Below are 20,582 nucleotides of genomic sequence, written 5' to 3' on the forward strand. Positions count from 1 at the left end.
AAGGTTAATGTATAGTTAAAGTCACAAGAAAGCCTTCAATCCTGCCCGCATGATGTCCCCCAAGACGCACAGAACCAGGGGAATCGTGCCATGAAGCGTGCCATGCGCCACCACGCCGCCCAGAGCGGGGCCGCCCAGAGCACCGCCGCCCACGGCAGCGCCGCCCAGAGCAGCGCCATCCAGTCCACCACGACGCAGGCCGTCAGCTACACCTACGGGAACGCCGGCGCTCTGGCGGCTCCCGCGGCGCCGGTTCCCACCAGCTTCGCCCCGGTGACCATCAACTACGCGGAGACACGGGCGGATGGCGGCTTCGGCTGGGACGTGAAGTACGACCTCGCCTTCGACGGCACGGCCTTCGTCGTGCAGACCCGCATCCATCTGACCGGCGACGACGCCGGTGCCATGAAGCAGGTCTGGGAGCAGGGAATCGAGGGGATCTGGAGCGACAAATACAGCCTGTCGGACGGCACCAACAGCTACGCCATCCGCTTCGACGTGCAGTTCGTGGCGGCCGGGAACCAGCATTACAACGTGAACGTCAGCAACAGCTACGGGCGCTGCGACATGCTGAACTGGTGCACCCAGACCGACTGGGGACCCGATTACCAGGACGAGCTGGCGGCCCACGAGTTCGGGCACATGATCGGCGCCTTCGACGAGTATGCGGGCGGGGCCACCTACGGCAACTTCGCCGCCACCGGCACCATCATGTCGGACCTGACCCCGACGCTGCGCCCCAACTACATGAACTCCATCGACTATTACGCCGAGCAGTTCACCGGCAAGACCTTCCAGATCGTGGAAATGCCGAAGAACCTGACGCTGACCGGCAACACATGGGCCGACAGCCTCTATGGCGGGGCGGGCAACGACACGCTGAGCGGGCTGAGCGGCAACGACCAGCTCTTTGGCGGCGCCGGCAACGACCTGCTGTGGGGCGACGCCGGAAGCGACACGCTGCGCGGGCAGGCCGGCAACGACGCGCTGCACGGCGGCTCGGGCGCCGATCTGCTGATGGGGGACGAGGGCAACGACACGCTGTGGGGCGATGCCGGAAACGACACGCTGTGGGGCGGCGCCGGGGCGGACCTGTTCGTCTTCACGCGCGGCGGCGGCCAGGACCGCATCGCCGACTTCAGCCGCGCGCAGAACGACCGCATCCAGATCGCCTCCAACATGACCTACCGGCTGGGATCGGACGGCAGCGGCAGCGCCCTGCTCGACTTCGGCGGCGGCGACCGGCTGACCTTGGCCGGCATCGCTCCGAACCAAGTCACCGCAGCCTTCTTCACCTACGGCTGAGGCACCCCGTAGCGCAGGAACTGGACGCGGGTGTCGCCGTAGCGGCGCTCGTCCAGCTCCGCGAAGCCGGGCGGCAGGGGCAGCGGGTCGCGCCCGGCGACCTCGACCACCAGCACGGCGCCGGGGGCCAGCCAGCCGGCCTTCGCCAGCCCGGCCAGCGCCCGCGGCGCCAGATCCTGGCCGTAGGGCGGGTCGAGGAAGGCCAGCGTGCAGGGGCGGCCCGGCGGAGGCGGCGGGCGGGTGGCGTCGGCACGCAGGACCGCGGCGTTCGCCCCCTCCCCCAGCGCCGCGACGTTGGCCCGCACGGCGTCCAGGGCGGCGCGGCCCATGTCGAGGAAGCTGGCGTGGGCGGCCCCGCGGGACAGCGACTCCAGCCCCAGGGCGCCGGTTCCGCAAAAGGCGTCCACGACCACGGCGCCCTCCAGCAGGTCGGTGCCGTCCGGCCCCCAGTCGGCGTGGGACAGGATGTTGAACAGGGATTCGCGGGTGCGGTCGGTGGTCGGCCGCGTATCGCTGCCCCCCGGGGCGGCCAGCCGCCGCCCGCGGTGCTTACCGCCGACGATCCGCACGGGTCCGCTCCGGCCCCCGGCCACCCGAGGCGCCACCGCCCGAAGCACCGCCAGCGCCAGCGCCACCGCGCGGCTTCGGCCCCGGCTTCCCACCACCGCCGGGCTTGCCGCCCTTCAGCGTCAGCGTGCCGGGCTTGCCCGCCGGCTTGCCGTCCGGTTTGTTGGAAGCGGGCTTGCCGGAAGCGTATCCGCCCGAGGCCGGTTTGGCCGGACCACGCCGGTCGGACACGGCCTTCGGCTCCGCCTTGGCCCAGCCGGCCTTGGCGTCGCGCGGCTTGGACGCCTTCGCCGGAGCGGCGGAACGGCCCTTGGCGCCTTCCGTGCCGGCGCTTTCACTCTTGGCGGCGGTCTTGGCGGCAGAGGTCTTGCCCTTGGCCTTGCCCTCCTCCGCCGGATCGGCGCCGGTGAAGAATCGGGACACCTGCTCGCGCACGACGCGCTTCGGCACCTCCTCGACGGCGCTCTCCTCCAGCTTGCCGAGCTGGAAGGGGCCGTAGGCGACGCGAATCAGCCGGTTCACCTGGAGGTCGAGCGCCTCCATCACCTTGCGGATCTCGCGGTTCTTGCCTTCCTTCAGGCTGACGGTCAGCCAGGCGTTGCGGCCCTGGATGCGGTCCAGAACGGCTTCGATGGGACCGTACTTCACCCCCTCGATGGTCGGTCCCTTCGCCAGCTCGGCCAGCTTCACCTCGTTCACCTCGCCGAAGACGCGCACGCGGTAGCGGCGGGTCCAGCCGGTGGCGGGAAGCTCCAGGAAACGGGCCAACTCACCGTCGTTGGTCAGCAGCAGCAGCCCTTCGGTCGTCAGGTCGAGCCGCCCGACCGAGATGACGCGCGGCATGTCCGGCGGCAGCCGTTCGAAGACGGTGGTGCGCCCTTTCTCGTCGCGGGCGGTGGTGACCAGCCCGGACGGCTTGTAATAGCGCCACAGCCGCGCCGGTTCCGGCTCGGGGATGACCTTGCCGTCCACCTGGACGACGTCGCCGGACCGCACGACGCAGGCCGGGCTGTCCAGGGTCGTGCCGTTGACGGCGACGCGGCCGTCGGTGATCCAGCGCTCGGCGTCGCGGCGCGAGCACAGGCCCGCGCGCGCCAGCCGCTTGGCGATGCGCTCGCCGGCATCGGGCTCGCCCGCGTCCGCATCGGCGGCGCCGGGCATGGCTTTGGAATGTTCGAAATCGGGGGTGTCCATGGGCACGGACCATAGGGCTTGCAAGCCCCGCCCGCAACCCACGGCACGGGGTCCCCGCCGTTATTCTTCGAGGCGGAAGCCGACCTTCATCACCACCTGGAAGTGGGCGACCTTTCCACCGCTGACGTGGCCGCGGATCTCGCCCACCTCGAACCAGTCCACGTTCTTCAGCGTCTTGGACGCGCGCTCGATGCCGTTGCGGATGGCGTCGTCGATGGTGGTCTCGGCGGTGCCGACGATTTCCACTTTCTTGTAGACATGGTTGCTCATGACCGTCCTCCCTGTTTCGTCCGATGCTTAACAGCGCCGGAGGACGTTCCGCGGCTTGACGAAAACAGGGACCGCCGGGCAGGGTGCCCCGCATGAGCCGCCCCCCTCCCCCATGGACATTGCCTTCGACGAGGCCGAAGCCGCCGCTTCCCGCGGGGAGGTGCCGGTGGGTGCCGTGCTGGTCGATCCGGCGACCGGCGCCGTGCTGGCCCGCGCCGGCAACCGGACCGAGGAGCTGAACGACCCCACCGCCCACGCCGAGGTGCTGGCGATCCGCGCCGCCTGCGCGGCCTTGGGCGAGCCGCGCCTGCCGGGGCTGGACCTGTATGTGACGCTGGAGCCCTGCGCGCTGTGCGCCGCGGCGATCAGCTTCGCCCGGCTGCGGCGGGTCTATTTCGGCGCCTACGACCCCAAGGGCGGCGGGGTGGAGCACGGCCCCCGTTTCTACCACCAGCCGACCTGCCACCACGCCCCGGACGTCTACGGCGGCATCGACGAGACGCGGGCGGGGGAGATGCTGCGGAAGTTCTTCAGGGGGCGCCGCCCCGGTTGAGTGCCGGGGCGGTGCGCGGTCACCGCGGCGGGGACAGGCTGGCCACCGTCGCCTGACTCCACGCATCCTCGCAATCGCGAACGAGAGGACCCCTCAGGGTGCGGCACTGCTCCATCACGACCCCGGCTTCCGGCGTGCGCCCGGCCTCGACCAGCAATCGGATGCGGAGCGGATAACCCCGCTCAGCCCCGCCGAAGCGCCGGTCCTTGCCATCGAGGACGACCAGCGCCTGCGATGCCCGTCCGCCGGCCCGATGCTCTGCGATCAGGAAATCAAAGGCTTCCGGCGGAGCGGCGGAACTTTTCACGGCGATTTCCATATCTCTGACCGCAAGGTCCGGCCGGTTCTGCTTCAGATGAAGGCGATAGTAGGTCATCCGCAGATAGGGATCAGACTCGAACCCGCCCTTGGCGATCTCCTTCAAGGTGGTCTCCGCCTCGTCGAGGTCCCCGTGTGCGATCAGGCTGTCGGCCCGCTGCATGAGGACGCTCCGCGACAGCGCCTTGAGGGCGGTCCCCTGGAACACAACCTTCTCGTAGGCCGACCGGGACCTCTCCCGAAGAGCCGTCCCGAACAGCTTCTGGCGGGTTATGTAGGCGCTCAGATCCTCCTTCCGCTGTTCCGGGGAATTGTGCCCTGCCTTCAGTTGCTTGCCGAGTTCGTCCAGCATTTTGGCCGGGCCGCTGGCCAGCTCCTTGAAGGCCGCGTTGATCCCGGCACTGTATTGCCCCGACGCCATCATGTTGTTGATCTGGGATTCGAACTGCCGACGCTCGTCCTCGGCCTTGGCCTTCTGCTTCCCGGCGTCGTCGGCGAAGCGCTCCATTGCGTCCTTGTAGACGCGGCCGTTGTAGAGGGCCATTTCAAGCAGATCGAAGCCAAGGAGATCGGCCTCGTCCTCCTGCTGGCGCGTCCAGGACGGTTGCACCACGACATCTTGGAACGTGCGGTAGGAAGCATAGATCAGGGTCGCATCCCTGGCCATCTCCGGATTGGAGCGGGGAACGGCCGACAGGAGAGCCCCCGCGGCGGTGTCCTCAATCGTCTTCTGGGCCGCGTGATGACGGTCGGCGTCCAGGTGATTGAGCAGGATGTGCGACACCTCGTGAGCCAGGATGAAAGCCAACTCGTCCTCGTCCCGCGCATTTATGAACACGCCCTGGGAAATCAGGATGGTGCCGCCCGGAACCGCTTCCGCCACATAGGCGGGGTTGGTGGTGACGACGACGCGAATGGGTGGCTTGGCATGAGGCCACTTCACCAAGAGGCGCGCGAGGATCTGATTCGCATAACGCTGCAGCGGCTCCGCCCCCGCCAGTTCGCGGGTCCCCGGCGGAAGCGGGTCGCGTCCGTCGAACCCTCGTGCCGGCGCGGTGGGTTGCTTCTGAAGCGACGCGGCCAACGCCGTCATGGAGCTGCCCCTAGCATCGGGGACCCGACGTTCCTGCGCGACGTCGATGAAGCGTGACGGGACAGCTTCATAAGTCCGCTTGCCGACCGATGTGCAGCCGCCGGCAAGCAGGCTCAGGACGAGCCCGGTGAGAATGAGGGGGCGACGCATAGCGGGGCTCATCTAGCGGGGCAGTCTTGCGCGCCACGCGCGGAATAGGCCGGGCCGGCCACGCGCTTGGCGGCTTCGCATGGCGTGAGCACCTGCGCCTTGACCGAGACCTCCACCTGGAACGGGCTGAGCCACACCTCCTTCTCACCCGCCATCACCTTCACGAAGCCGGTGTTCCGGTTGTAGGCGATAGCGTCGAGGGGGAGCGTCTTGAATGCATCCTTCGGCAATTCCCCTTGGTCGACGCCCTTCTCGTTGAACACGGCAACCCTGCCGTCGGGGCCAGAGAATATTTTTTCGACCTGCACGGCCTCCTGCGCCGCCACCGCGGCAGCGAACGAACAAAGAGCGGCCAACGCCGCGACAGACGTCTTGATCACGGCTTGTCTCCATTCTTGGAAATTGTCTGTGGTTCCGTCGTCAAGGCTGCGTGCCATGCCCTGGCGACCGCGGAGCGGGCCGGACTCGCGATCACCGCGCCGGCAAGCACAACGCCAATCCAATTTACCGGCTCCAGCCGGCACATCCAAACCAACCCGGCAGAGATCAACAGGCCGCATGCCCATCCGGCGAGCACGAGCACCAGTGTCCAGAGAAGGGCATCGCGCGTCCTCCGCAGGACGATCCGGCGGGAGAGCGCATGGCCGACGGACGCGAACAGGCCCATGGCGGCGAATTCCGCCAGCCCTGACGTGTCGAGCCCGCCGATGCTCCCTTTGGGCCATTCCGTCATGAAGTCCGCGCCGCGGACGATCAGGTTGTCGATCGCCATGGCGTGCAGGAACATCCCGGGGATGTCGCCGAACACGGGAGAGGGCCCGACGTCCGGGATGCCCGCAAGTTTATTGCCCACCACGACGATTCGGCCGGCCAGGAATGCGCGCAGGGCAGATTGATCGACCTCTTGGCGAGGGTCCGGTGCGACCAGCCATTCGGCGCGGATCAACGGGTGATAGGAACACCCCGGCGATTCCTTCGACGGACCTTCGCCCCGGAACGTAAAGAACGTGAAAAACGCATTGCCGAGGGCGGCCAAGGAGGAACGTTTCGGGCAACTTTCGGCAAGGTTCCGATAACCCGCGTGGATGGCCTCGGTGCCGGCCGGCCAGGCACGCCCCCATTCGATGGTCAGCGCCTTGTTCCTGAATGCGTCCTGGTTGACCAACGGGTTGTTCGCGCTCTTCCGGCAAGCGTCATCCTGCTGGCAATAATGCTGGTAGGCGGCCAGGGATGCCGACATCCGCGAGAAGCCGCAATAGTTGTCCAGGAAAAGGTCGACGTGGGTTGCTTGGTCGCGGATCAGCGCATGGGGTTCCCGGGTTGCCGCTTTCTGCAATTCCGGAATGTTCTGAACCCCGTCCGGTCTGCAGCCGGCCTCATTTCCCCTGTCATCGGCAGCCGTCAGGAATACGGGAAAGTTTTCCATGACGGTGGCAAGCCGGTTCAACCCCTCCGGATCTCCGTGCCTGACTTTGCTGATGATCATCAAATCCAAAAGAATACTTTTGGCGCCAGCCGCTTTGATTTCTTCGATAAGGCGAACGTAGAAGTCGAATGACGGCGGGTGAGGCTCTTTGGCGGCGTTGAGCGACCGGTCGTCGATTTGGACCACGGCGATCTTCCGTTGTCCGGTGTCGGGATAGGCACCGGCCGCGATCTGACGGTAGGTGTCGATCGATGTCTGGCTGCTTGAGCTTTTGACACCCAGCGGGTTGACGACGGCGACCAGCACGATGAAAAGCGGCGCGGGGAGAAGCTTCAGCATCCGGCAGGCTCGCGGCTGCCATCCGGCACCCTGTGCACGAAGGAAAACGCCGAAGTTTTGTCGGTGGTTGCGGATGGTTTGCAGGATCTTCGTTGCGTTCCATCCAGACATGATGCTGGCCACCCCGCTCATCGACTGTTCGCAGCTCGAAAAGCCCCCGAACGGCAGAAAATTTCTCTTCACTCGATCGTTTCAATCTTAGTGAGAAATTGCCTGAAAAGCAAAAGCAATATGACGTGCATTGGAATGGATTGCACGCCTCAGAGCGATCGGAAAGAAGCAGGAGCAACCAGAATTCAAAAATCGCCGGATTCGATCAACCGCGGCGGGCGGCGCAAAGGCAAAGCGTCCGCCGCCTTCTTTTCTGGCCATTCCGCGCCTTTTGAAAGCGGGCTCGAACGCGGTGGGCTGGGCTTGACGTGAAAGGCGGCACCCGCCGCGAACGCAGCGGGCGCGCGGCTTGCCTCGCCCCGCCTTGGTGGCCAGAGGTCCCCCGGTTCTCAGAAATCATGAATGGTCCGGCGCGACCGCGCCGGACCGTGAAAGGATGGATGGGGCGGCAACCCCGCCCCTCCGTTGCAAGATTTTCCCCGGTGTCAGCGCCCCACCGCCCGCCAGCCGATGTCACGGCGGCAGAAGCCGTCCGGCCAATCCAGCGCGTCGACACCCTGATAGGCGCGCTTCTGCGCCTCGGCCACGGTCGGCGCCTTGGCGGTCACGCCCAGGACGCGCCCGCCGGTGGACAGCACCCGGCCCTCGGAGAGCTTCGTGCCGGCGTGGAAGACGGTCACGCCCTCCACAGCGTTGGCGGCCTCGAAGCCTTTGATCTCCGTGTTCTTCACGTAATCGCCGGGATAGCCGTTCGCAGCCATGACGACGCACAGCGCCGTCTCGTCATGCCAGCGCAGGTCGATGTTCTTCAACTGGCCGTCCGCCGCCGCGATCAAGGCGGCCAGCGCGTCGGACTTCAGGCGCATCATCAGCGTCTGGCATTCCGGATCGCCGAAGCGGACGTTGAACTCCAGCGTCTTCGGCACCGGCTTGCCGGCGGCGTCCTTGCCGATCATCAGGCCGGCGAACAGCACGCCCTTGAAGGGGCGCCCCTCCGCCGCCATGCCCTTGACGGTCGGCTCGACGATCTCGCGCATCACGCGGGCCTGGAGGTCCGGGGTCAGCGCCGGGGCCGGCGAATAAGCGCCCATGCCGCCGGTGTTCGGGCCGGTGTCGCCGTCGCCCACCGCCTTGTGGTCCTGGGCGGACGCCAGCGGCAGCGCCGATTCGCCGTCGCACAGCGCGAAGAAGCTGACCTCCTCGCCGTCCAGGAACTCCTCGACCACCACCTCGGCCCCGGCGGCGCCGAAGCGACCCTCGACCAGGGCCTCGTCGATGGCGGCGAAGGCCTCCTCCTGGGTGCGGGCGACGGTCACGCCCTTGCCGGCGGCCAGCCCGTCGGCCTTGACCACGATGGGGGCGCCGTTCTTGCGCACGAAGTCCTTGGCGGCCTCGACGTCCTTGAAGCGGCCATAGGCGGCGGTCGGCACGCCGTACTTGGCCAGGATGTCCTTCATGAAGCCCTTGGAGCCCTCAAGCTCCGCCGCCGCGGCGCTGGGGCCGAAGGCCTTGATGCCGAGGGCGATCAGCTTGTCGACGAGGCCGAGCACCAGCGGCCCTTCCGGCCCGACCACCACGAAGTCGATGGCCTTGTCCTGGGCGAAGCGGACCAGGGCGTCCACATCCTCCGCGCCGATGGCGACGCATTCGGCCACGTCCGCGATGCCCGCGTTGCCCGGCGCGCAGTAGAGCGTGTCGCACAGCGGCGAGTTCTGAATGGCCCAGCACAGCGCATGCTCGCGCCCACCCGACCCGACCACCAGGACTTTCATGGCACCTCGTCCTTCCACGCTTGTTGCCGACACCGCGCCTTGTATCATGGTGCCGCCATGACTCAAGACCTTGATATGACCTCTCCGCTGATCGCCCCCGAGCCGCGCCCCGGCTCGAACCTTCCGGAATTCTCGGTGGGCGACCTCGCCCGGCGCCTGAAGCGCAGCATCGAGGAGGAGTTCGGCTTCGTCCGCGTGCGCGGCGAGATCTCCCAGCCCAAGCGCCACAGCTCCGGCCATTGCTACCTGCGTCTGAAGGACGACACGGCGGTGATCGAGGCGGTGTGCTGGCGCGGCACCGCGTCGAAGCTGGCCGTCCAGCCGGCGGAGGGGCTGGAGGTCATCGTCACCGGGCGCATGACGACCTACCCCGGACGCTCGCAATACCAGCTCATCATCGAGTCGATGGAACTGGCCGGCGAGGGCGCCCTCCTGAAGATGCTGGAGGAGCGCAAGAAGCGCCTCGCGGCGGAGGGGCTGTTCGACGCCGGTCGCAAGAAGCCCATCCCCTTCCTGCCCGACGTGATCGGCGTCGTCACCTCCCCCACCGGGGCGGTCATCCGCGACATCCTGCACCGGCTGCACGACCGTTTCCCGCGCCGGGTCCTGCTCTGGCCGGTCGCCGTCCAGGGCGAGCGGGCGGCGGCGGAGGTCACCGCGGCGATCGATGGCTTCAACCGCATCGCCCCCGGCGGCCCTGTGCCGCGCCCCGATTTGCTGATCGTGGCGCGCGGCGGCGGCTCGCTGGAGGACCTGATGGCCTTCAACGAAGAAAACGTCGTCCGCGCGGCGGCGGCCAGCCGCATCCCGCTGATCTCCGCGGTGGGGCACGAGACGGACACCACCCTGATCGACTTCGCGTCCGACCGCCGCGCGCCCACCCCCACGGCGGCGGCGGAGATGGCCGTGCCGGTGCGGGCGGAGCTGCTGGCCCAAGTGCTGGACGACGAGCGGCGCATGGTCGGCGCCGCCACCCGCCTGCTGGCCGAGCGGCGGACGCGGGTGGAGGGGCTGGCCCGCGGCCTCGGCGACCCGCGCGCCCTGCTGGAAAGCCACGCCCAGCGGCTGGACGACCGGGCGGAGCGGCTGGCGCTGGCCGCCGCCTTGCTCCTCGACCGCCGCCGCACGCGCCTGAACGAACTGGGCGCGGCGCTGCGCCACCCGCGCGAGAAGCTAGCGGAGGCCGGGCAGCGGCTGGCCTCGGAATCCCGCGCGCTCGACGGCGCGCTGCGCCACGCCGTCGTCGCCGCGCGCGGCCAGTATGAGCGGGTCAGCGGACGGCTGACGCTCGGCCCCATCCGGGTGAAGTTCGGCGATGGCAGCCGGCGGCTGTCCGACCTGTCGCCGCGCCTGGGCCGCAGCTACGGCAAGGCGGTGGAGGAGCGCGCAGCGAGGCTGACGGCGGTGGGAAAGCTTCTGGAAAGCTACTCCTACAAGGGCGTCCTGGAGCGCGGCTTCGCCCTGGTGCAGTCCGGCGACGGCCGGCCGCTGACCAGCGCCGCCCAGGCCACGCCGGGCTTGGCGGTGTCGCTGGTCTTCGCCGATGGCAAAGCCGCCGCGACGGTGGACGGCGGGCCGCGGGTTGAGGCGCCACCCGCCGCGGCGCCCGAGCCGAAGCCCAAAAGCGCCAGACCAAAGGCGGAGCCGAAGAAACCGAACCGCCCGCCGACCCAGGGGAGCCTGTTCTGAGGGCCGAAGGCGTCGCCCCCACCCCGGCCCTCCCCCGCTCTCGCGGGAGAGGGTGCCTTCCGCAAAGCGGCGGCAGTCCCCTCCACCTCGTCGAGGGGGAGGGTTAGGGAGGGGGCAACGTCAGCCTCTCAAGCCGCGCCGGCGAAGGTCCAGCGGGTCGTCTCGCCGCTGCGGAAGGGCAGCACGGCCTCGCCGTCCGCGGTCAGCACGATGTCCGGCGTCGTGGACGGCGTGCGCTCCAGCACCACCTTGTCCTCGTTGACCGGCAGGCCGTAGAAGCGCGGGCCGTTCAGGCTGGCGAAGGCCTCCAGCTTGTCCAGGGCGCCCGCCTCGTCGAAGGCCTCGGCGTAGAGTTCCATGGCGTTGGCCGCGGTGAAGCAGCCAGCGCAGCCGCAGGCGCTCTCCTTCGCGGTCACCGTGTGCGGGGCGGTGTCGGTGCCCAGGAAGAACGGCCCCTCGCCCGACGTCGCGGCCTCGACCAGCGCCACGCGGTGCGTCTCGCGCTTGGCGATGGGCAGGCAGTAGAGGTGCGGGCGGATGCCGCCGGCGAACAGGTGGCTGCGGTTGATCAGCAGGTGATGCGCCGTGATGGTCGCCCCGACCCGGCCCGAGGCGGCGTGCTCACGCACGAAGGCCACGGCCTCCGCGGTGGTCGCGTGCTCCAGCACCACGCGCAGCGCCGCGTAGCGCTCCAGCAGCGGGCCGAGAGTGCGCTCCAGGAACACCGCCTCGCGGTCGAAGATATCGACATGGGCGTCGGTCACCTCGCCGTGGATCAGCAGCGGCATGCCGATCTCCGCCATGCGCTCCAGCACCGGGGCGATCTTGCCGAGGTCGGTCACGCCGTGGGCGCTGTTGGTGGTGGCGTTGGCCGGATAGAGCTTGGCGGCGGCGAACACGCCGTCCTCGAAGCCCTGGGCCAGATCGTCGGCGTCGGTGCCGTCGGTCAGGTAGGCGGTCATCAGCGGCGTGAAGGCATGGCCCTCCGGCAGGGCGGCCAGGATGCGCTCCCGGTAGGCCACGGCGTCCGCCGTGCGGGTCACCGGCGGCTTCAGGTTCGGCATGATGATGGCGCGGCCGAACTGGTGGGCGGTGAAGGGCAGCACCGCCTTCAGCATGGCGCCGTCGCGCAGGTGCACATGCCAGTCGTCGGGACGGCGGAGGACGAGACGGTCGGTGGGCATGGCGGCTCCGGCACGGATGTATGGGGTTTGCCGGAGTTCTAGCCCCTTACGGTCCCCCGCTCAACGATATCAGGGGGGTATTGGGGCGGTATCCGGCCACTGCAATGGTGACGCGACCGGCGAAAGCCGCTAGAACCCTAGCCGAATCCCTAGGGACATTCGAAGCCGGACCCGCGCCGATGAGCCTGATTACCCCCCGCACCCCGCCCGGAACGATGGAGCTGCTGCCGCGCCAGCAGGTGGCCTTCCAGCGTCTGCTCGACACCATCCGCCGCGGCTACGAGCGGTTCGGCTTCGTGCCGGTGGAAACCCCGGTGTTCGAGACGGTGGACACCCTGCTGACCAAGTCCGGCGGCGAGACCGAGAAGCAGGTCTATTTCGTGCAGTCCACCGGCGCCCTCCAGCAGGGGAACAAGCCGGACATCGCGCTGCGCTTCGACCTGACGGTGCCGCTCGCCCGCTACGTGGCGGAGCATGAGCGCGATCTCGCCTTCCCCTTCCGCCGCTACCAGATCCAGCGCGTCTACCGCGGGGAGCGGGCGCAGCGCGGGCGCTTCCGCGAATTCTACCAGTGCGACATCGACGTGATCGGCAAGGACAGCCTGTCCGCGCATTACGACGCGGAGATCCCGGCGGTCATCTACCACGTCTTCAGCGAGCTGGACTTCGGCGGCTTCACCATCAACGTGAACAACCGCAAGGTCCTGCTCGGCCTGCTCGACGGGCTGGGCGTGGACGACGCGGAGAAGCGCGTCCTGGTCCTGCGCGAGATCGACAAGCTGGACAAGATCGGCCGTGACAAGGTGCGCGACAGCCTGACCGGCCTCGGCATGGCCGCCGACGCCGCGGAAAAGATCCTGTCCCTGATCGACGCCAAGGGCACGAACGAGGAGACGCTCGCCGCGCTGGGCGCGCTGGGCATCGAGAACGAAACCTTCCGCCAGGGCGTCGCGGAGCTGACCACCGTCATCCAGGGGCTGAAGGCCCTCCAGGTGCCGGACGGCGTGGTGCGCATCAACCTCGCCATCGCGCGCGGCCTCGACTACTACACCGGCACGGTTTACGAGACCTTCCTGAACGACCATCCGGGGATCGGCAGCGTGTGCTCCGGGGGGCGCTACGACAACCTCGCCAGCCACTACACCAAGTCGAAGCTGCCGGGTGTGGGCATCTCCATCGGCGCGACGCGGCTGTTCTACCAGCTGATGGAAGCCGGCATCATCAAGGACGGCGGCGCCACCGCCCAGGTCCTGGTGACGCAAATGGACCCGGCCCTGTCCGCCGACTATTATGGCCTCGCGACGGCGCTGCGGTCGGCGGGCATCAACACGGAAATCCAGCTCGACGGCGGCAAGCTTGCCAAGCAGATGAAGTACGCCGACAAGGCGGGCATCCCGCTGGTCGTCCTGATGGGCTCCGACGAGAAGGCCCGCGGCACGGCAACGCTGAAGCATCTGGTGAAGGGCGAGCAGGTCGAAGTCCCGCTGGCCGACCTCGCCGCCAAGGCGAAGGAACTGCTGGGGGCATAGCTCCCCACCACAGAAGGCCCCGCCCATGGCCACCGTCGCCGAAGCCCTCAACCTCGCGCTCGACCATCATCTGTCCGGGCGGCTGGAGGAGGCGCGGCTGCTCTACGGCCGCATCCTGGAGGCGGACCCGGACAACCCCCACGCCCTGCATTTCGCCGGGCTGCTGGCGGCCCAGACCGGCGCGGTGGCAGACGGGGTGGCGATGATCGGCAAGGCGGCGGCCCTCCTGCCGCTCGCCGCCGACATCCACGGCAATCTCGGCAAGGCGCTGATGGCGCTGGGCACGACGAACGGAGCGGCGCAGGCCGCCGCCGCCTTCCGCTGCGTCCTTGCCCTGCAACCCGACGGCGCTGGTGACTGGTTCGCCCTGGGCGGCGCCCTGATCGAGACCGGTGACGGTCCCGCCGCCTTCCGCGCCCTGACCCGCGCCCTGACGGCCAGCGCCGCCACCGACAGCGAGCCGCTGGCCGAGGCGTTCGAGCGGGCCGGCCTGCTGCTCTACGCCGCCGCCGACTGGGCCGGCGCCACCGACGCCTTCCGCAAGGCGCGCGCCCTCGCCCCGCAGCGGGCCGAGGCGCACCGCATGCTCGGCGCCGCGCTGGCTCAGACGGGCGACCCGGAGGGCGCCGTGGCGGCGCTGACCGAGGCGCTGCGGCTCGATCCCACGCTGGCCGAGGCGCAGACCAACCTCGTCCATCTCCTGGTCACGCTGGGCCGTTTCGACGAGGCGGAGCGGGCCGGACGCCGGGCCGTGGCGCTGGACCCCGGCAACGCCGACGCCTACGGCAACATGGCGCCGCTGCTGGAACAGACCCTCCGTGTCGCGGAGGCCTTGCGCCAGTGCGCGCGCGCCACGCGCATCGCCCCGCAGCGGGCCGCCTTCCACCGCAACCGCCTGTCCCTTCTGCTGCATGAAGGCCGCCGCGACGAGGCCGTCGCCGTCGGGCGGGAGGCCATCCGTCTCGCCCCCGCCGACGCCGAGGCCCATCTGGCGCTCGCCGTCGCCCTGCTCGCCTCCGGCCAACTCCGCGAGGGGTGGGAGGAGTTCGAGTGGCGGTGGGAAACCCGGCAACTCGACCCCGTGCACCGCAGCTTCCCCCAGCCGCAATGGACGGGTGCGGAGAATGTGGCGGGCCGGACCATCCTGCTCTACGCCGAGCAGGGACTCGGCGACACGCTGCAATTCGTCCGCTACGCGCCGCTGCTGGCCGCGCGGGGGGCGCGGGTGATCGTCGGCTGCTCCCCCGCCCTGGTGCGGCTGATGGCACGGGTGGACGGCGTGACCGCCGCCATCGCCTGGGGTGACGAGCTTCCGGCCTTCGACCTGCACATCCCGATGATGAGCCTGCCCCGCGCCTTCGGGACGGATCTGGACAGCATCCCGGCCGCGATGCCCTATCTGCGCGCCGATCCCGCCGACGTCGCGGCGTGGCGCGCGCGGGTGCCGGCGGACGGGCGGACGCGGGTCGGGCTCGTCTGGGCCGGGTCGCCGCGCACGGTGCGCGGGGTGGCCAGCCCGATCGACCGGCGGCGCAGCCTGCCGCTGGCCGCCCTGGCCCCCCTGGCCGATGTGCCGGGGGTGCGCTTCGTCAGCCTCCAGATGGGGCCGGGCGCGGCGCAGCTGGTCGAGGCCCCGGCGGGGATGGACATCGAGAACCCCATGGCTGGCGTCCGCGACTTCGCCGACACGGCGGCGCTGGCCGAGACGCTGGACCTCGTCATCACGGTGGACACCTCCGTCTGCCACCTTGCGGGCGGGTTGGGACGGCCGACCTGGACGCTGTCGCGCGCCGACGCCTGCTGGCGCTGGCTGGGCAACCGGGAGGCGAATCCCTGGTACCCGACCATGCGCGTGTTCGGCCAGGACCGCTCCGGCGACTGGTCCGGCGTGGTCGCCCGCCTGCGCGCGGCGTTAACGGATTTCGTGGCGGCGCACGGTCGCGCTTCTTAACCACACAACCGTTGGGCGCATTCGTGGCGCCGGCGCAACGGTCCTCTACGATTTTGAGTTACACCGATTTCGGGGCAAACTCGCACCCTCGAAGGGCGAGGGATTACACCGGTTGTTAACCAAGGCGCCTCTACATTCCGGCCATATCGCTCGGCCATTTTACCGAGCATTTTAACCAATTCGCGGGTCTTGCCCCGCGGTCATGGCTGGAGCCGGACATGACACGGTTGTGGGTGCGACGCGCGATCTGGGGTGTGACGCTGGCGGCGACGCTGGGCGGCGGCGCCCTTCTGGCGCAGGAAGAAATGCGCACGTCGCGGTTGCAGGCCCGCCTGCTCGCCGGCTACGCCAAGGACATGACCTACACGCTGAGTGAGGGGCCGAACCCCGCCGCGCGTCACCCCACCCAGGGTCCCTACAACGAGCGGATGGGCTATGTCGGGCTGCCCGGCTATCTGCGCTCGCTGACCTCGGACATGTACGCGGTGGAGATGCAGGCGCATCTGTCGCCGACGCTCGACCAGTTCATGGCCGCCGGCGGCTTCCCGATCTACCATGAGAAGACGCGCGCCGGCTTGACCCTGCTCGACCGCAACGGCACCGCGCTGTTCTCCGCCCGCTACCCGGAGCGGGTTTTCGCCAAGTTCGAGGATGTGCCGCCGCTGGTCGCCGCCACGCTGCTGTTCATCGAGAACCGCGAGTTGCTGAACACCGACGAGCCGCGCCGCAACCCCGCCGTGGAGTGGGACCGCTTCGCCGGCGCCGTGGCGATGCTGCCGGTGCAGTGGGTCAAGCCCGGCCAGCGCTCCCCCGGGGGCTCGACCCTGGCGACCCAGATCGAGAAGTACCGCCACTCTCCCGACGGCCAGACCAGCGGCGCCACGGAGAAGCTGCGCCAGATGATCTCGGCCAGCACGCGCGCCTATCTGGACGGCGAGGACACCGGTGCCCACCGCCGCCGCATCCTGATCGACTATCTGAACTCCACCCCGCTGACCGGGCGCCCCGGCTTCGGCGAGGTGAACGGGCTGGGCGACGGGCTGTGGGCCTGGTTCGGCACCGACCTCGCCATGGCCGAGAAGGTGCTGTCGGAGGAGCCCGCCGACGCCCGCGCCCTGCAATTGAAGGCGCTGGCCTACAAGCAGGTGCTGAGCCTTCTTCTCGCCCAGCGCCGCCCCTCCTACTATTTGATCCAAGACCGACAGGCGCTGGAGCGGCTGGCCGACAGCCATCTGCGCGTGCTGCACGGCGCGGGCGTCATCGACACCGCGCTGCGCGACGCCGCGCTGGGCCTGACGCTGAAGTTCCGCGAGGACCCGCCGCAGGCCCAGACCGCCAATTTCGTGGAACAGAAGGCCCCCAACGCCATCCGCGCCCGGCTTCTCTCCATGCTCGGCGTGTCCAGCCTCTACCAGCTCGACCGCATCGACCTGACCGCCGAATCGACGCTTGACGCCCCGGCGCAGCAGCGCGTGGTGGAGGTTCTGGGGAAGCTGGGCGACCCGGCCTTCGCCGCGCAGATGGGCCTGACCGGCGAACGGCTGCTCGACACCAAGGGCAGCGACCTGTCCAAGATCATCTATTCGATCACGCTGTACGAGCGCGGGCCGGACGCCAACTACCTGCGCGTCCAGGCCGACAACCTCGACCAGCCGCTGGACATCAACGAGGGCGCCAAGCTCGACCTCGGCTCGACGGCGAAGCTGCGCACGCTGGCGACCTATCTGGAGATCGTGGCGGAACTGCACACCCGCTACGCCCACCTGCCCAAGGACTTCCTCGCCGACGTGGAGGAGGAGGCGTCCGACAACCTGACGCGCTGGGCGGCGAACTGGCTGGCGACCTCCAGCAACCGTGGATTGAGCGCCATGCTCGACGCCGCCATGGAGCGCCGCTACTCGGCGAACCCCGGCGAGGCCTTCTTCACCGGCGGCGGGCTGCACAGCTTCGTGAACTTCAACCCGCGGGACAACGGCAGCATCCTGAGCGTGACCGAGTCGCTGCGCAATTCGGTCAACCTGCCCTTCATCCGCATGATGCGCGACGTCGTGCAGTTTTATCTGTCCGAAGGCGGCGACGACAGCACCGACATCCTGCACAACCCCGACCACCCCGCCCGCCAAGCCTACCTCGCCCGCTTCGCCGACAAGGAAGGCAGCGACTTCCTGAACCGCTTCTACAACAGCTACCGGAAGCACACGCCGGACGCGATGCTGAACATGCTGGCGGCCCGGTCGCGGCCGATGCCGCACCGCCTGTCGGTGATCTTCCGCACCGTGCGCCCGCAAGCCGGGGTGAAGGAGTTCGGCGCCTTCCTGCGCGCCCGCCTGCCCGACGCCAAGCTGGACGACGGGGACATCGCGTCGCTCTACGGCAAATACGGGCCGGACAAGTTCCCGCTGAACGACCTCGGCTATCTGGCGCGCGTCCATCCGCTGGAGCTGTGGCTGGTCTCCTATCTGCAGAAGCGCCCCGACGCCAAGCGGCAGGAGGTGCTGGAGGCCAGCGTGCAGGAGCGCCAGGAAAGCTACCGTTGGCTGTTCAAGAAGGGCCAGTCGGCCCAGAACACCCGCATCCGCATCGGGCTGGAGGAGGAAGCCTTCCAGCGCATCACCGAGCAGTGGCGCAAGCTGGGCTACCCCTTCGAAACGCTCGTCCCGTCCTTCGCCACCGCCATCGGCAGCTCCGCCGACCGCCCGGCGGCGCTGGCCGAGCTGGTCGGCATCATCCAGAACGACGGGGTGCGCCAGCCGACCGTGCGCGTGCGCAAGCTGCATTTCGCCGCCGGTACGCCCTACGAGGCCGTCGTCGGACTGGGCGAGCTGCGCGGCCAGCGCGTGATGAAGGCGGAGGTCGCGGCCACCCTGCGCAAGGCGCTGATGGACGTGGCGCAGAACGGCACGGCCAAGCGCGTCTGGGGCTCCTTCAAGGACTCCTCGGGCGCGGTCATCCCGATCGGCGGCAAGACCGGCACGGGCGACCACCGGCTGGACCGCTACGGCCCCGGCGGGCACCTGATCGAATCGCGGGCGGTGAACCGGACGGCGACCTTCGCCTTCTACATCGGCGACCGCTTCTTCGGCACCATGACCGCCTTCGTCCACGGTCCGGAGGCCGACAACTACCGCTTCACCAGCGCCCTGCCCGCCCAGCTGCTGAAGAGCATCGCCCCGGCGCTGCAGCCCCTCATCGACCCCGGCGTGACCAAGACGGCCGACACCGGCAAGCCGCAGACTGGGCTCTGAACCAGGGGCCTATGGCCCACACCCGGAACTGAAAAGGCCCGCCCCGGGAAACCGGAGCGGGCCTTTTTCATGAACCGGGGAAGGACGGCCGGGCGCGCCTTACGCCAGGGCGGGCTCCTGCGCCGGGGACACGCCTGGGGACACGGCGGCCGGCAGGGAGGCCAGCAGCAATTCCAGCTCCGCCGCGGCGACGTTCAGCGGCAGGCCGGGACGGCAACCACGCAGCGTCTCCAGCGCCCGGTCGAAGGCGCTTTCATGATCGCCCTGATCCAGATCGCTCTCATCCAGCGCCGCCAGATAGGCGTGCGCGACGGCAGCGGTCTCCTCCGGTGTCAGGTCGTCAACCTGCAAGGACGTGTTTGGGAGCATGATGGCGGTTCCCGTACAAACAGAAGCGGAAACCCGCAAGCTACGAGAACATGGTTAACAAGGCGTTGCCGGACCGACGCCATGGCCCTGCGCAAAAGGAGGACACGCCGAGGGGGCACAGCCTGCAGCCACGCCCCCTCCGACCGGTTCCGAGCGGCTTCGAGCGCTCAGCTCTCGCCGTAGATCTGCTCCTGCTGGTAGGCGACGATGCCCACGCGCTGGATCAGGTCGAGCTGCGTCTCGATCCAGTCGATGTGTTCCTCGGTGTCGTCCAGCAACTCGGTGAGCTGCGCGCGCGTCTCGTAGTCGCGGACCTGCTCGCACAGGGTGATGGCATCGATCAGGTCGGTGCGGGCCTTGTGCTCCACCTTCAGATCGTTGCCGAGCATTTCCGGCACGTCCTCACCGATCATCAGCTTGCCCAGATCCTGAAGGTTGGGGAGACCTTCCAGGAACAGGATGCGCTCGATCATCTTGTCGGCGTGCTTCATCTCGTCGATGGATTCTACGTAGATCTTGTGCGCAATGCGCTTCAGGCCCCAGTTCTTCAGCATGCGGGCATGCAGGAAGTACTGGTTGATCGCCGTCAGCTCGTTGGTCAGGATCTTGTTCAAATGGGTGATGACCTGCGGATCGCCCTTCACGTCCTGCCTCCATGCGGTTTGTTTGTCGAATTGCGACGTTTCTGGAATGACCATGCCCCATTTGCGGAGCCTTGGCAACCGGATGAACGGCAGTCGACAAAACAAATTCTCCGCACCACACCAAATCAGCCATCGCAATTGCGAGTGAATATCAAAAACGATTCCAGAGAGACAGGCCGATGGACTTTGAATTACAAAAAATTATGGATGCCTGATGACAGATATATTTCTCCCTTCGGCGATCATGATCCATATTTTCTTGTAACTTTTGAAGTTCCGAATGCCGGTTCTGCAAATGCTCGTGAAGAACAACAATGCTCACGGGAACCTGACGCGGGCCGACCACCAGTCCGCCACCGGTTGGTCCCGCGCCCCTTCGGCGCGAGTTCCCGAACATCGTCATCGTTGGATTTGTGGTGCGGGCGGCGGGACTCGAACCCGCATGCCTAAGCGAAGGATTTTAAGTCCTTTGCGTCTACCGATTCCGCCACGCCCGCGCACCGTCGCGGATCGGCTCGGAGAACGGGTTGCCCCCGCCCGCCGGAGTTGCATATCATTGTATGCAGCCCACCGTTCCGCTGGATTGACTTAGACAATCGGCGGGCGTTTGGTCAAGGATTGAGCGCGTTTCAAGCGCCGGACACGCAAAAATCCCCGCAACCCTGGCGTTCAAGGGAGGTGAGTTTGGAATCGATCAACTGGCTGGGTGTGGTGAGCGTGCTGATGGTCGCCGTGCTGGTCGTCCCGGCGGCCTTGCGGCGCAACCGCAACACTTGGCTGCCCTACGCGGCGGTCTGGGTCGCCGCCATCGTGGCGCTGGTCTGGGCATACGACAGCTTCGGGCCGTTCTGAACGGCCCAGGCCCGGCCGGGT

Annotated in this window: 17 protein-coding genes and 1 tRNA gene; 7 read left to right on the forward strand and 11 right to left on the reverse strand. The window is 68.4% G+C overall.

The window, feature by feature from the left end; genetic code table 11:
• Positions 1-90: 90 nt before the first annotated feature.
• Positions 91-1,305 carry a calcium-binding protein gene (locus ACWPN7_RS15045; RefSeq protein WP_456530573.1) on the forward strand — a complete coding sequence of 405 codons (1,215 nt, stop codon included), beginning with the start codon at positions 91-93 and terminating at the stop codon, positions 1,303-1,305.
• On the opposite strand, the gene rsmD is transcribed toward ACWPN7_RS15045, so the two are convergent.
• Genes rsmD through ACWPN7_RS15060 form a run of 3 tightly spaced genes read right to left on the reverse strand, consistent with a single transcriptional unit; the run spans position 1,296 to position 3,336 of the window.
• Positions 1,296-1,874, reverse strand: a complete 579-nt coding sequence (gene rsmD / locus ACWPN7_RS15050; protein ID WP_456530574.1) for a 16S rRNA (guanine(966)-N(2))-methyltransferase RsmD — start codon at positions 1,872-1,874, stop codon at positions 1,296-1,298. The two genes, ACWPN7_RS15045 and rsmD, sit on opposite strands and share 10 nt — an antisense overlap.
• Positions 1,855-3,066 (reverse strand): pseudouridine synthase, encoded by a 1,212-nt coding sequence (locus ACWPN7_RS15055; protein ID WP_459196909.1) that lies wholly within the window; start codon positions 3,064-3,066, stop codon positions 1,855-1,857. The genes rsmD and ACWPN7_RS15055 overlap by 20 nt, the downstream gene beginning before the upstream one ends.
• 60 nt (positions 3,067-3,126) lie before the next feature.
• A complete protein-coding gene (locus ACWPN7_RS15060; RefSeq protein ID WP_014239544.1) occupies positions 3,127-3,336 on the reverse strand; it encodes a dodecin in 210 nt (69 codons plus the stop codon).
• A 112-nt stretch (positions 3,337-3,448) separates the two neighbouring features.
• On the opposite strand from ACWPN7_RS15060, the gene ACWPN7_RS15065 reads away from it, so the two are divergent.
• On the forward strand, positions 3,449-3,889 hold the full coding sequence (locus tag ACWPN7_RS15065) for a nucleoside deaminase (protein WP_459197001.1): 441 nt from the start codon (positions 3,449-3,451) through the stop codon (positions 3,887-3,889).
• Positions 3,890-3,908: 19 nt separating this feature from the next.
• On the opposite strand, the gene ACWPN7_RS15070 is transcribed toward ACWPN7_RS15065, so the two are convergent.
• From ACWPN7_RS15070 to purD, 4 genes are all read right to left on the reverse strand, one after another.
• Positions 3,909-5,450: a M48 family metalloprotease gene (locus ACWPN7_RS15070; protein WP_459196908.1), complete on the reverse strand. Its 1,542-nt coding sequence runs from the start codon at positions 5,448-5,450 to the stop codon at positions 3,909-3,911.
• Positions 5,451-5,458: 8 nt separating this feature from the next.
• A complete protein-coding gene (locus tag ACWPN7_RS15075) occupies positions 5,459-5,830 on the reverse strand; it encodes a hypothetical protein (RefSeq protein WP_459196907.1) in 372 nt (123 codons plus the stop codon).
• Entirely contained in the window at positions 5,827-7,347 is a 1,521-nt protein-coding gene (locus ACWPN7_RS15080; RefSeq protein ID WP_103040207.1) for a CHASE2 domain-containing protein, read from the reverse strand. The genes ACWPN7_RS15075 and ACWPN7_RS15080 overlap by 4 nt, the downstream gene beginning before the upstream one ends.
• A 464-nt stretch (positions 7,348-7,811) precedes the next feature.
• The gene (purD, locus tag ACWPN7_RS15085) at positions 7,812-9,098 is read right to left on the reverse strand and encodes a phosphoribosylamine--glycine ligase (RefSeq protein ID WP_103040208.1); all 1,287 of its coding nucleotides are present in this window, start codon (positions 9,096-9,098) and stop codon (positions 7,812-7,814) included.
• A 75-nt stretch (positions 9,099-9,173) separates the two neighbouring features.
• Here purD and xseA point away from each other — a divergent pair, with 75 nt between their 5' ends.
• Complete coding sequence (xseA, locus tag ACWPN7_RS15090) at positions 9,174-10,787, forward strand: exodeoxyribonuclease VII large subunit (RefSeq protein WP_149649657.1); 1,614 nt, start codon at positions 9,174-9,176, stop codon at positions 10,785-10,787.
• Positions 10,788-10,915: 128 nt separating this feature from the next.
• On the opposite strand, the gene pyrC is transcribed toward xseA, so the two are convergent.
• On the reverse strand, positions 10,916-11,971 hold the full coding sequence (gene pyrC / locus ACWPN7_RS15095; protein ID WP_038529292.1) for a dihydroorotase: 1,056 nt from the start codon (positions 11,969-11,971) through the stop codon (positions 10,916-10,918).
• Positions 11,972-12,150: 179 nt separating this feature from the next.
• On the opposite strand from pyrC, the gene hisS reads away from it, so the two are divergent.
• The 3 genes from hisS to ACWPN7_RS15110 all read left to right on the forward strand — a co-directional run bounded on the left by hisS (position 12,151) and on the right by ACWPN7_RS15110 (position 18,696).
• Entirely contained in the window at positions 12,151-13,500 is a 1,350-nt protein-coding gene (gene hisS, locus ACWPN7_RS15100) for a histidine--tRNA ligase (RefSeq protein ID WP_038529294.1), read from the forward strand.
• A gap of 25 nt (positions 13,501-13,525) precedes the next feature.
• Complete coding sequence (locus ACWPN7_RS15105) at positions 13,526-15,451, forward strand: tetratricopeptide repeat protein (RefSeq protein ID WP_051657949.1); 1,926 nt, start codon at positions 13,526-13,528, stop codon at positions 15,449-15,451.
• A 218-nt stretch (positions 15,452-15,669) separates the two neighbouring features.
• Entirely contained in the window at positions 15,670-18,696 is a 3,027-nt protein-coding gene (locus ACWPN7_RS15110) for a transglycosylase domain-containing protein (RefSeq protein ID WP_038529297.1), read from the forward strand.
• A gap of 99 nt (positions 18,697-18,795) precedes the next feature.
• Here the strand turns inward: ACWPN7_RS15110 and ACWPN7_RS15115 are convergent, their stop codons facing one another.
• The 3 genes from ACWPN7_RS15115 to ACWPN7_RS15125 all read right to left on the reverse strand — a co-directional run bounded on the left by ACWPN7_RS15115 (position 18,796) and on the right by ACWPN7_RS15125 (position 20,206).
• Positions 18,796-19,065, reverse strand: a complete 270-nt coding sequence (locus ACWPN7_RS15115; protein ID WP_038529299.1) for a hypothetical protein — start codon at positions 19,063-19,065, stop codon at positions 18,796-18,798.
• A gap of 167 nt (positions 19,066-19,232) precedes the next feature.
• Positions 19,233-19,709, reverse strand: a complete 477-nt coding sequence (gene bfr, locus ACWPN7_RS15120; RefSeq protein ID WP_038529301.1) for a bacterioferritin — start codon at positions 19,707-19,709, stop codon at positions 19,233-19,235.
• Positions 19,710-20,123: 414 nt separating this feature from the next.
• Positions 20,124-20,206: transfer RNA gene (locus ACWPN7_RS15125), tRNA-Leu, on the reverse strand.
• Between the two features lie 187 nt (positions 20,207-20,393).
• On the opposite strand from ACWPN7_RS15125, the gene ACWPN7_RS15130 reads away from it, so the two are divergent.
• Entirely contained in the window at positions 20,394-20,561 is a 168-nt protein-coding gene (locus ACWPN7_RS15130; RefSeq protein ID WP_014239529.1) for a hypothetical protein, read from the forward strand.
• The last annotated feature ends 21 nt before the right edge of the window (positions 20,562-20,582 follow it).

This window comes from Azospirillum sp. UENF 312511, assembly GCF_058780635.1.